This is a genomic window from Candidatus Omnitrophota bacterium, from assembly GCA_030695905.1.
GTDB lineage: Bacteria > Omnitrophota > Gorgyraeia > 2-01-FULL-45-10 > 2-01-FULL-45-10 > CAZHPY01.
The window spans coordinates 130,229-142,762 of the sequence record JAUYOL010000001.1 but is presented as its reverse complement, the minus strand read 5'-3'; the positions used below and the strand labels follow the sequence as shown (position 1 = coordinate 142,762).

General features: G+C 44.9%; 7 protein-coding genes and 1 tRNA gene. 2 read left to right on the top strand and 6 right to left on the bottom strand.

What is annotated here, in order from left to right; genetic code table 11:
- Nucleotides 1-373: 373 nt before the first annotated feature.
- On the top strand, nucleotides 374-1,825 hold the full coding sequence (locus tag Q8R38_00765) for a saccharopine dehydrogenase C-terminal domain-containing protein (protein ID MDP3790563.1): 1,452 nt from the start codon (nucleotides 374-376) through the stop codon (nucleotides 1,823-1,825).
- A 1-nt stretch (nucleotide 1,826) separates the two neighbouring features.
- On the top strand, nucleotides 1,827-2,993 hold the full coding sequence (locus Q8R38_00760; protein ID MDP3790562.1) for a type III PLP-dependent enzyme: 1,167 nt from the start codon (nucleotides 1,827-1,829) through the stop codon (nucleotides 2,991-2,993).
- Here Q8R38_00760 and Q8R38_00755 read toward each other — a convergent pair.
- From Q8R38_00755 to purN, 6 genes are all read right to left on the bottom strand, one after another.
- The gene (locus Q8R38_00755; protein MDP3790561.1) at nucleotides 2,959-9,693 is read right to left on the bottom strand and encodes a hypothetical protein; all 6,735 of its coding nucleotides are present in this window, start codon (nucleotides 9,691-9,693) and stop codon (nucleotides 2,959-2,961) included. The two genes, Q8R38_00760 and Q8R38_00755, sit on opposite strands and share 35 nt — an antisense overlap.
- 226 nt (nucleotides 9,694-9,919) lie before the next feature.
- Nucleotides 9,920-10,045 (bottom strand): hypothetical protein, encoded by a 126-nt coding sequence (locus tag Q8R38_00750; protein MDP3790560.1) that lies wholly within the window; start codon nucleotides 10,043-10,045, stop codon nucleotides 9,920-9,922.
- 235 nt (nucleotides 10,046-10,280) lie between these two features.
- Nucleotides 10,281-10,357, bottom strand: a tRNA-Met gene (locus Q8R38_00745).
- Nucleotides 10,358-10,396: 39 nt separating this feature from the next.
- Entirely contained in the window at nucleotides 10,397-10,669 is a 273-nt protein-coding gene (locus tag Q8R38_00740) for a septum formation initiator family protein (protein MDP3790559.1), read from the bottom strand.
- Complete coding sequence (gene eno / locus Q8R38_00735) at nucleotides 10,651-11,937, bottom strand: phosphopyruvate hydratase (GenBank protein MDP3790558.1); 1,287 nt, start codon at nucleotides 11,935-11,937, stop codon at nucleotides 10,651-10,653. Before eno ends, Q8R38_00740 begins: the two co-directional genes overlap by 19 nt.
- Nucleotides 11,934-12,533: a phosphoribosylglycinamide formyltransferase gene (gene purN, locus Q8R38_00730; protein ID MDP3790557.1), complete on the bottom strand. Its 600-nt coding sequence runs from the start codon at nucleotides 12,531-12,533 to the stop codon at nucleotides 11,934-11,936. The genes eno and purN overlap by 4 nt, the downstream gene beginning before the upstream one ends.
- Between the last annotated feature and the right edge of the window lies 1 nt (nucleotide 12,534).

Below are 12,534 nucleotides of genomic sequence, written 5' to 3'. Positions count from 1 at the left end.
GTGTGGGGGTAGATATATAAACCTAAGCCTACGGTTATGGGAAGCACAATAAAAATGTTAGGTCTTTTGTGAAGAAGAAAAACGGTTAAAAAGGGCCGAGTTCCGCAGGCCCCCGTTTTTCGACAGAACAAAAGACCGACCCGGAACGAAGTGAAGGGTAACATTTTTCCTACCACCTATACATGGCTATCTTACACATCTATTTAGGTGGCTTGTGCTGACCGTAACTAAAGGCTTAGGTTTGAATGCCAGGCGGAAGGCGGCCGCCAAAGTAACCGCCTGCATAGAAGGATAAATTTTTTAGGAATTTATTTAGTGATATTGACATGCAACTAATCTCAATGTAGAATAGTGCGCAACTGGAGGTAATATAATGTTGGAGTTTAAGAATAAAGTTTTGATACTGGGGTATGGTTCCGTTTCTAAATGCACTATTCCCATATTGCTGAAACACGTAAAGATACCGCATAAAAATATCACTGTAATCGATTTCGCCGATAAACGCAAAGAACTACAGCCATGGATAAAGAAAGGCGTAAGATATTTCCAGGAAAAGATCACTCCTATAAATATAGCGCAGGTTCTTTCCAGGCACGTTTCCGCCGGCGGGCTTCTTATAGACCTTGCGTGGAATATAAGCTGTAATGACATCCTCACATGGTGCCATGACAACAAAGTGCTATATGTAAATACTTCCATTGAGGAATGGGATCCTTACGCGGGCATCCACAATAAAAGTCCGTTTAAAAAATCTTTATACTATCGCCATATGATATTACGCGACATGCTCGCCAAGTGGACGAATGATTCCACAACAGCCGTGGTGGACCATGGCGCGAACCCGGGCCTGATTTCGCATTTCACCAAAAAAGGCATTGTAGATATCGCCGAAAAATCAATCCATGACAAAACGACGCCGAAAAAAGAAGCCGCTAAGCTGGAAAAACTTCTGCGTGAGAGAAAATACTCCAATCTGGCGATGACGCTCGGCATAAAAGTAATACATTGCAGCGAAAGAGACACGCAGATCACCTCCAGACCCAAGGAAGTCGACGAATTTGTGGGAACATGGAGCATTGAAGGCTTAAGAGAAGAGGGCATTTCTCCGGCGGAGATGGGTTGGGGCACGCATGAAAAGACCCTCCCTCATCTTGCGAACACTCCTCCTTATGGACCGGGAAATCAGGTATTTTTGTCTCAAATGGGCATGAACACCTGGGTAAGAAGCTGGGTACCAAATATGGAGATAATAGGCATGGTCATCCGCCACGGTGAAGCATTTACCATTTCCGACAAACTCACCGTTTGGAAAAACGGTAAAGCTGTCTACAGGCCGACCGTCCACTACGCGTATATGCCGTGCCACGAGACTATTTCAAGCCTTCAGGAATTGCGCGGGCGCAACTACGAACTTCAGCCGAATTTAAGGATAATGGATGACGAAATAACGGGCGGCGCGGATATACTTGGCGCGCTTCTTATGGGGCATAAATACAACTCCTGGTGGACCGGAAGCATATTGACTATAGAAGAATCTAGAAAATTGATACCGCACCAGAACGCTACGACTATGCAGGTCGCGATAGGAGTAGTGGGCGCCATAATGTGGATGATAGAAAATCCTCACAAAGGCGTATGTGTGCCTGATGACCTGCCGTATGACCATATACTTGGCATAGCAAAACCGTATCTGGGACGTCTCGCGTCGGAAGCGAGCGATTGGACGCCATTAAAAAATTACAGGGTATTCTTCAAAGAGAACCCACACGCGTATCTTGATAAAAAGAACATCTGGTGTTTTAATAACTTCCTCTTCAAGGATTAATATGGACAAGCTCTTAAAGATAGCCAAAGAAAACGGCACGCCCGCGTTCATAGTGGATCATGAAAAGATACGGCAGAATTACAGAGAATTTAAAGAAGCTCTGCCGCGCGTCCAGGCCTACTATGCCGTCAAAGCGAATTCAAACCCGGAGATAGTAAAGACCCTGTACAGGATGGGCGCCAGTTTCGATGTCGCGAGCTTCCCTGAATTCATGATAGCGTATGAAAATATAAAGAGTATGCCGAAAAAGAAAAGGCAGGATTGGATCTGGGATAAGATAATCTACGCGAATACAATAAAACAGCAAGAGACGCTTCAGAAGCTGGATCAATACAAGCCTCTGGTTACTTACGATAATATCGATGAGCTGTACAAGATAAAAAAGCACTGCCCGCACGCCGGTCTCGTATTGAGAATACGCGTGCCAAATACGGGTTCGATGGTTGAATTATCTTCGAAGTTCGGCGCGCATCCCGGCGAAGCTGTCGATCTTATACTTGAAGCGTTCAAGATAGGCCTTGTGGTCGAGGGCATAAGCTTTCACGTAGGAAGCCAGTGCAATAATTTCGAAAATTATATGCAGGCCTTACAGCTTTCTTCCTCAATACTGAAAGAGGCCGAGTCCAGGGGACATAAAATAAATATACTCGATATAGGCGGAGGGTTCCCGGTCAAATACAATAACAAGGTAAAATCTTTTAAAACACTCGCCAAAAAACTAAATACCGAAATAGACAGGCTCTTCCCCAAAACAATGGAAATACTTGCCGAGCCCGGCCGTTTCATGGTGGCAAATGCCGCAACTCTCGTAACTAAGATAATAGGAAAAGCTGTGCGCGACGGTAAGACATGCTATTATCTGGATGACGGAGTCTACCACACATTTTCCGGGATAGTATTCGACCATTGCCAGTATCCGCTGAAGTCTTTCAAAGACGGCCCTCTAAAAGTATGCGCTGTCTTCGGGCCGACTTGTGACGCGTTTGACACCATATCCGTCGCCGAAGATCTGCCGGAGCTTGAAATAGGCGATTACCTATACGCGGAGAATATCGGCGCATATTCCATTGCCTCTTCTACATATTTCAACGGCTTCCCCCCCGCTAAGGTCATACATATCAATAGGCGACAGTTTACGCCGCGATCCAGAAGTTCTTCATTAACCTGATCTCTTGACCTATTCTTTCCACTAACTTTAGAGGCGTACCTAATAATCGGCTAATGCGCCTAATAAAATCTTCGGGGGATAGAATAGCGACTTCATCATCTGACAATCCTAATTCATTGATAAATGCCGCGCGCGCTGGTTCATCGAGATCGAGGCATCCTTTAAGCATATCGCTTAATAGCGCTTCCACCATCGGCGTTTTACCTTTTTCAAAGAGTCTTCCGAGGATGGCTATCATTATAAATTTTGCCTGGAAAACTGTCTTCTCTTTTGAGTCCATATTTCCATAATTATTCGGAAGAGATATGGTAAGCATTCTGCTGGTCTTGAAAGCCTCCGAAAAAGTCTGGGCCACCCACTGCATCTTATTCTTTTGGGCGTCTTCTATAAGGGTCATTCTTCCCGTTCCTGCTTCTACAGGCTCTTTAAGCATTTGAGCCAAATGGTTTTCGTTCGAGTACTCTCTACATTCAACATTGCTCTTATGCCCTCTCTTGCCTACATCTTTCAACGCTTTCTTCATATCTTCTGTAAGCCTGAGACCTTGCGGCACAAATAGCTCGATCTTGCTTTCATGAAGAAGATTGACTGTCTTATAAAGGCGCTCCGACTCGGAAACAGGCAGTGCTTCTGATGCCGGATCTTTATCAAGCCCAAGCCACACAATATATTCAGAGATGATTTCATGCGCCACCGCTGGTACCTCTCCGCCGTCATTCGCATAGGGCCTCATATGGTGTACATGGCCTATCCGCCTAAAAGAACCGCTCGTTCCGACAGAGGCTGGGCTTCCCGATACTGGACGACCAAACATATCGGAGATTCGTTGTGGATCACCATATACGTGCAGACTTTCCATTCCGGGAACAGCTTTACCTGTTATAACGTTGTACACGGTTAGATGATCGTCGCTGTTTTTGACCCAAATGAGCGTGGCGGATATTACCCCGAAACCTTTACGCGCATCCAGACTTTCCATTCCCGGGACAGCTTTACCTGTTGTGACATTATATACTGTTAGGCTATACTTGCTATCCCTGACCACGATAAGCGCATCGGAGATCTGCGCGAAGCCAGTACTCGCATCCAGTTTTTCCAGCCCTCTAACAGGTTGTCCCGTATTATCAATTACGGCTATGTTATCGCCGGAATCATCGAGTACGATTCGATGATTCCCAACGGGCACTACCCTGAAAGGATCCGACGGAATAGTAAACGCTGTTTGCTTTGCTTCCGGTGCAGCCATCATAAGAGGGGTCTTGAGTTGCGTTATAAGCGCGTCCGCTAATCCTACATCTATTTTAAGGGCAGCTGCAAGTTCTTGAGCCGTAACGTTGCCTAACCTGGCGCCTGCCATGAGATTGCGAACTCCGGCGTTGCCTCCATAGTGTTCTGCCTTACTATTTATAATAACTACTTCAGCGGGTGAAAGCAGACAATAGTAATTAGTCGCAAGCACTGCTTCCAGTGTTTCAGGTTTTACCATCTCAGGGGCCGAAGCAACCTGAATGAGAACCGCTCGATTTACCCTGTTTAAAATTTGCTTGCAGCGGCTATCGCGTGGATATCCTGTTTTTAACGGCTTCAGACCGTTGGCAATAAGCGTTAATTGTATTTTAACCAAATTCTTCTCTCCGATATTCCACTTTCCAAAAAGTTCGCTTAACGTTTTTTTCTGAAGCTCTCCGATACTATTAACTTTTAAAGTCCTCACGATGCGTTCGATTCTGTGGGTGAGCCGTGACTCATATTTTGCCAATTCGATCAAAGGGCTTTCCGCAGTTAGGGGATTGGTAGCGGCGATTGTTTTTACATGTTGATAGATTTGTATTGCCTTAGTTTGTAACTTATTATGTGTCCGGGTGGATGAAAACGCTTGCGTAGCTTGTGCTTCCGGTTCCACTTCCGGCGCGGCAACCGGCTCGGGTTGACCTTCCGGCAGGGGCGTCATAGATCTCGGACGGCCCGGGCCGTATGGATTTGGAGGCAACACGGTATCGGCTGTTTTGGTTTCTGCGACGGATTGCTGACGCTTACGGACTTCTTCGATAACTTGATTCGCAAATAATTCCTGGTGTGTCCCAAAATCTTTTCCATAGGCACGCGAAATCGCGTCATATCTTAATACAGGCAGTTCTTCGGCCAATTTCTCAAGATCTACTGTTGATTCCTTCGGCCTATTTGCGATTGCCGAATCAGGGATGTCGGCAGCTTGCCCTACTATATTAATAGTCTCAATGCGTATCGAAGAATCCAATGCGGGATGGATATTCACAGCGCGATCCTCTTTATCACTATGCAGGGGCATCTTACCTAAGTCTTCTTCGCTCGGTAAAGTGCCATCTCCTAATATGCGCCACTCGATAACTTTATCTACGTAATTACACATCCTATGCCCAACTTCGGTAATTATTGCCGCGGGCGAATTGTCATCATAATGCGGAGCCGTCAAATCTATTTTCTGCTTAATAAGGTATGACGCTATAATATCTATCAGCCGTTTCTGGTTCACCAAGCGCGTGGCTTTTGCAGACAAAGTGAGATGCTTTTTGATCTGATTCACGAATGGCACGAGGCGACTATCTGTCATTGGGTCCAGGGTATTGGTAATATTAATATCGCCCCGGCCTTCAGGATTCGCCAGCAAATAAGCTTTATCGATAGAAAGGACGACGACCCTGACGCCTTTTTGCGGCTCCACCAATAACCAGCGCCGTGCCGGCTCTTTACGAATAATATCCCTTATTTCCGCGACTTCCGGCGGGATCCTATTCTCCTGAAGCTCCTCTAAAGCTATGGCCCGGCCTTGCCAATTTAAGCCTGTTAACTTTACTCGCCCATCTCTAAAAATCCTATATTCATACTTTTGGAAAAGTTCTCTACCGGCATTATCCAGGGAAAATTTAACAACTCTAACAAAGCGTGGGCCATTCGGGTATTCCGGCGCCTGCAATAAGGCTGATGGTAATATCCGCGGCACTTCGCCGGATAGACGCGATATTTCACTATCTAATTGGCTGATAAGGCCTATGCTAACCGCTGGCGATTCTCTTATGCCGTCGACCATTGTTTCGGCAATTGCAAGAATAGGCTTTTTATTTGTATCGGCGCTTTTATCAACAGCCGCTTTCAGTCCAACAAGAAATTCCGCCAACTTACCTATCATCCGCTCATCGAACAGTTTTACAATAATCGATTCAAGCAGCAGATTGCCGATATTGCTCTTCATCACGCAATCTACAAGCCCGGCCGTGGACATTATCATCGCGCGATCTTTTATTGTAAGCAGCGACCCGTAAACGCCCCTTGTCTTATTATGCACAGGCTGCCCAGTCGCCAACCTAACTTTTGCCACCGCGTCCGGTTCTCCTGCAGCAGTTCTTAATATACCAATGGCGTACTTACCGGCCAGACTCAAACTGAATATATATTCTTCGCCGGGTTTTGGATCCAGGCTTTCAATGAAAATTGGTTCAAGTAGGCCTGCTGTTACAAGAGAATCATGCCCTTCATAAAGATCTATAAACGCGGCGACTTTAAGTTTTTTCCCGCTAAGTCTTTTAAGGAGGAATTCTGGATGGGATTTACGCACCTCTCTGTAGGCAAGACAGTAATCTATTAAATGGAATTGCCCTTGCCTGGCTATCTTTTCCTGCACTGTTTTAGAAAACGTTATAACTTTTATGGCATCCGAGGGGACCCACCACTGGTATTTGAGCCGTGCCCTTATCATCTCTACGACAAATTTCAGGACGAAATTGTTATCGCCTAATTGCCTTAGGTTATTGTTAATGCCGTTTACAAATTCCGTAGTAAGTGCGATATTTTTAGCCTTTCCCCCGTCGAAGAGGGTTGTTTCCAGGATTGTGAAGAATTCCGCCAGCTTCACTATTTCATTTTTGGAGACCAATTTATCAACAATTTGAACGGCTTGCGCATCACCGATACTGCTTTCCATTACGTAGTCCACGAGTTCGACCGCGGACATCGTCATCGCGCGATTCTGCACTACATCTATCGACTCGCCTCCATCCGGCACATTACCGTATTTACCCACCGGGTGGGTAACGGCGCCCGTTATATTGGGTGTCGCCGCAACCGATATTTCAACGGGGCAAAGCTCCTCGGCTCGTGCCGCCTCGTATTCCTTAATCTGCCGCTTTAACTCTTCTCCCGATATACTCATTAGTTTCGTTGATGCTAAATTTGGGCCTTTTTTGGAAAACTTATATTGTTTTCCCCCTCCATTAATCATATAAATGTCTAAACCAACAAACTTGATAATCGAAGGAGAGGCAGGCATTGCCTGATTCTCGCTGAGGATCGGCTTGGACACCGGATCATCCAGATTAAATAGCGCAACTATACCGCTGGGAGAGCTTATAGCTACAATGCTATCCCCTTCTTCGCTAAACCTCCACCCCCATCCCGCATTTATCAATTTTCTAATAATAGCGCCCTGGGAATTCAAAACAAAGATTCCTCTTTTTGTAGCCACAGCTATATAGCCCTTCTTGCTCCTAACGGCGCCTGATATATCCTGTTTTGTTATTTTCATTTCCTGCAGTACCTGCGCCTCTATGATAATCGGCTTTTTGGCAGTTTTTGGTGTCGTAACTGTCGATTGAGACAGCCACTGAACAGTGGGCGACTTAACTTGAGCCGCAGATAAATGTAGTTTGAGAAAATCAGTTACAGCAGCGCCTTTACCTAAAGTTTCATAAACTTTCTTTTCTAATTTGGCACGCGTGCCCTCATTACCATTAAAGAGGATGACTTCCGCTAATAAGCTCCTAATTTCTTTCCTATTCCACTGGACGTGGAGCCGCAGAAAATCCGTGATGATCTTCATTTGCTGTAATTTAAGTCGTACATAATAATCTGTCGTATCGACCGGCGCGTTTTTAACAAGTTCCATGGGATTTTCTGTCTTTGGGGCGGACACAGATTCAGCCGTAGGAGATGCCTGTAAATTCTCAGCCTGGGGCTGGGAGTCGGGCTTTGCCTCAACAACTTTACCTATGATTACATATTCGTGCAGCGTGGGTATGGGCCCCTTCTTCGACGGATTATTAGGCAATGAAAATAATGGCTCCTTGCCGCTACTCATCCCTTCATAAATAACTTCTACGGGATTTTTCCCTTTGGCTTTAACCAGTATTCTTACGCCTGCCTGCAAATCCGGATCTTTGGATAAGTTCGTAACGAGTTTGAATATTAAAACCCTATAGGCAACAACTCCTTCCAATGTGGCTTTTAAATCTGGCTTATTGATAGGTGATATTGAAATTCTTTTCCTAAGTTTTAGGTCGATTCCATTGTAAGTTGCTATCTTTTCTGCTCCCTGGGCATTCCTTACTATCACCTTCATGCCGGGAATAAGCCTGTACTTATGCACTACCAAAAGACTTATTATTTGATCTTTGTCAGCACTGCCTACTTTGACACCAACGCTCTCTGCATACTTTCGCAAAGCGGCAAAATCCATCTTTGCATATGTTTTAACATCTCCTGTCAGGCTTGCTGCAAACTTAAATTCATCTTCATATGAAGTGCCCGTAGCATACATAGGTCTTTCTACGATGCCCGCGGATTTGCGCAATGCTTCACGCTCATTGTATTCTCTTATGAATTTTGGAGCAATGTGGAATTCCGGGACCCTGAAATCAGGCATCGTTCCAAAGAAATGATAATTTATTAAAGCTGCTAAATCATAAAAATGCTCTTTATCCGAAGGCAGATACCTACGCTCAAACTCGAAATATGGAAATTCATCGCCGAGATATCTTCCCGGCGTGTAGTCGCTAAAGATGCCGCCACTGAGACGCGAGCCATAACTTCCTAAGATATATTTCATCCTTTCGCGCAGGGACGAGTTATTGTATCTGGTATTATTGTTAAAACAATATGATGCTAAAAACCACATCCATATTGCGTCGTTATGAAACCAATAAGCTCCTTTTATTGAATTGGCAATGTCTTCATTTCGCGCTACGTCCAGCACCCGTTTGAAGTAATCATCACCATTAGAACCAAATGAAATATGTCCCCCGCCCTTTCGCGATAAATCAGCCTTCTTTAGATCACCCATTTCATGCTTAGCGAGGCGATAAAATATCCCCCATGCCACACTCATCGTCCGATTGGCTGGCCCAAATTCATCATCCCTGTACCATACATCATTCTCCCTTATATGATTCCACATTTGCACGAACTTCGTATGAATGATTAGAACATATTTTATGCGCCCTGCTTCTTGCGTAGCCTCAATACGGGAAATCGGAAGCTCGCCGGCTTTTTCATTCACTGGGAAACATCCTTCTCTTATATCAAGATACTCGGCAGGGATTTTTGCTTCATTATCTCTAAAATATTTAAACGCTTCTATGAGGTCTGTTTTTTGCATCATGGGATTATTTTCCCAGCCTTTGGGCGGATTATTATAATCTGCTTTAACAAAGTGGATACTTGGAACATTAGGGAGATACCCGGCGAAAGTAGCCGGATTAGCCCTGTCCCAATCTATCGAGCCGGGACCCACTTTTTCAGCAAATAATTTCTGGCCGGCAGCATACATATCACTTTTAGTAGCAGGCTGGGTCGATCCTGGTTGCGTGCCTAATCCGAAGCAGATGTCATTAAATAAAAATAGCGCCGCAACAACGACGCAAATAATTTTAAACGCAATTTTATTTCTCATTTTACAAAAACCTCCGTTAATATTTTTGGTTTATTGTTAATTTAAAAAATAGTAAGAAAGAGTATATCATCTGGAATGCGTTAAGTCAATAGAAATTTACAAGATTTTTACATTCTTAACAAAGTAAACCGTTTTACCCACCGGGTGGGTAAAACGGTTATGAGAAAAAATAGGGCGCCATTAAATGGCGCCCTATTTACAGATGATCTATAAACTATTTTATGTTCTACTCCCTATCTTTGCTATCCGAAGAATTGTACGCATTGACATCGAATATCGTACCACAGAACGTGCACCAGTGGCATGAGCAATCGACTTCATCAAGCTTCTTACCGCAGTTATTACATTTCATGTTTTAACCCTCCCACTCTATAACCCATTATTAAACCTTTTTATTAAGGGACGAAAAAAATTCGTAAAGCCTTGATAGGCTTTACGCCTATTGTTCTATCTTACCCTTACTGAAGTATACCACATGTTAAGGAAAATGCAAGGGAGAGAGTGTTTTTATAATGGGGAGATACAACGAAGCCTCGCAAGACCTACCCCCCGTCGATAACAAGGTGGTCGCAGTGAGGCTGAGATGTTGGTAGCGGGGGTCCGATTCGAACGGACGACCTTCGGGTTATGAGCCCGACGAGCTACCAGGCTGCTCCACCCCGCACCGTGGGTATCATTATAACAGAAAAAAAGGATATTGCAACTATTTCTTTGCGGGTGTTTCCTTGAGGATAATCTCGCCTTTTTTGACTACCCCTATCTTCTCGCGGGCTCTGCGCTCGACATACGTAATATCGGTCTGAAGCCTAAGCTTCTCGGCCTCCAACTTCTTAGTCTCGACCCTTAAAGCTTTTACCTGGTTATCGAGCGACTTACTCTTCCAGCACAGCTGCTGATATCTGATAAAAGGGGGAAGAAATATCGCCAGAAGGATAAGGGTAAATACCGATATTTTTATTAAACTCTTCTTTTCCACACCGCTTTACCGTACACAGCTTTTTTACCGAGAGTTTCCTCTATACGCAAAAGCTCGTTGTATTTACATATCCTGTCGGTTCTGCAGACAGAGCCGGTCTTTATCTGGCCCGTATTCATTGCAACGACCAGGTGTGAAATAGTGGTATCTTCGGTTTCGCCTGATCGATGCGATACTACCGCAGTATATCCGTGCTTTTTCGCCAGATCTATCGAATCGAGCGTCTCCGATAATGTGCCTATCTGATTTACCTTGATAAGAATGGAATTCGCGACCTTCTTCTCTATGCCCATTCTCAAACGTTTTACATTTGTAACGAAAAGGTCGTCTCCGACCAGCTGTGTCGTCTTGCCTAACCTTTCCGTCAATTTCTTCCATCCATCCCAGTCGTCTTCGGCTAAACCGTCCTCTATAGATACTATGGGATATTTGGAAACCCATCTGGAATAGAACTCTATCATGTCCTGGCTTGAATTCTGGACTTTTGGTTCGGCTTCCAATATATATTTACCGTTCTCATAAAATGAACTTGATGCCGGATCGAGAGCTATAAATATGTCTTTGCCGGCTTTATAGCCCGCCTTATCGATAGCGGCCAAGATCACCTCTATGGCTTCTTCGTTAGATTTAAGATCCGGAGCAAATCCGCCTTCATCTCCTACGGCAGTGGATAGCTTTTTATCGTGCAATATCTTCTTTAAACTATGAAAAGTCTCCGCGCCCCAGCGCAATGCCTCGGAAAATGAATCGGCGCCGACCGGCATTACCATAAATTCCTGCAGATCCACGTTGTTATCGGCATGCGCGCCGCCGTTTAAGATATTCATCATAGGTATGGGAAGCACGTTTGCCTTGTCTCCTCCTATATACCTATATAAAGGCATACCTTTGGAAGCCGCTGCCGCCTTTGCCACCGCGAGCGATACGCCCAGAATCGCGTTTGCGCCCAGGCGTGCTTTATTCGGAGTGCCGTCTAAATCTATCAGTGACTGGTCAAGCTCGCCCTGCTTTAAGGCGTCGCTTCCCTTAATGGCTTTCTTTATTTCGCCGTTTACATTGGCTACGGCTTTTAAAACACCTTTGCCGCCATATTTGGATTTATCGCCGTCTCTTAATTCTACAGCCTCATGCTCGCCTGTAGAAGCGCCGCTGGGAACCGCTGCGCGACCAAAAGAAGAATCCTCTAAAATTACATCAACCTCAACCGTAGGATTTCCGCGTGAATCTAATATCTGCCTTGCCTTTACATCTTTAATCGCTGTCTTCATTTTATTACTACTCGTCTCCCTTCTATCTTTAACCTTCCTTCAGCAAACAATTTTACAGCTTCCGGATAAATTTTGTGTTCCTCACCATGAACACGTTCCAACAATGTCTCTTCGGTATCGTCCTTTTTTACTTCAACGGCTCTTTGTAAAATTATCGGGCCGTTGTCGAGATGCTCATCGACAAAGTGGACCGTAACGCCCGTGACCTTTACCCCATAATCCAACGCGTCTTTAATACCATGCGTGCCTTTGAAAGACGGCAAAAGGGCCGGATGTATGTTTACTATCCTGTTCTTATACTCCTTTATAAAATACGGGCTCAATAGCCTCATGAATCCCGCCAATACCACCAGCCCCACATCCTGCTTCTTTAGATTCTTTATGATCTCTTTATCGAACTCTTCGCGGGTTTTATAATCTTTGGGATTTAATACGGTAGTTTCGACGCCGGATTTTTTGGCACGTTCCAGCGCGAACGCGTCGGGCTTGTCGCTTAAGACAAACGCTATCTTCGCGGGTATATAACCGGATTTAACATTATCGATTATTGCCTGAAGGTTGGTCCCGCTGCCGGAACAAAGAACTGCGATGTTCACG

What these genes read in the sequence shown, in the direction of transcription:
- Q8R38_00755 (MDP3790561.1), bottom strand. Translation starts at nt 9,693, where the DNA reads ATGAGAAATAAAATTGCGTTTAAAATTATTTGCGTCGTTGTTGCGGCG.
- eno (MDP3790558.1), bottom strand. Translation starts at nt 11,937, where the DNA reads ATGAAGACAGCGATTAAAGATGTAAAGGCAAGGCAGATATTAGATTCA.
- Q8R38_00750 (MDP3790560.1), bottom strand. Translation starts at nt 10,045, where the DNA reads ATGAAATGTAATAACTGCGGTAAGAAGCTTGATGAAGTCGATTGCTCA.
- Q8R38_00760 (MDP3790562.1), top strand. Translation starts at nt 1,827, where the DNA reads ATGGACAAGCTCTTAAAGATAGCCAAAGAAAACGGCACGCCCGCGTTC.
- Q8R38_00765 (MDP3790563.1), top strand. Translation starts at nt 374, where the DNA reads ATGTTGGAGTTTAAGAATAAAGTTTTGATACTGGGGTATGGTTCCGTT.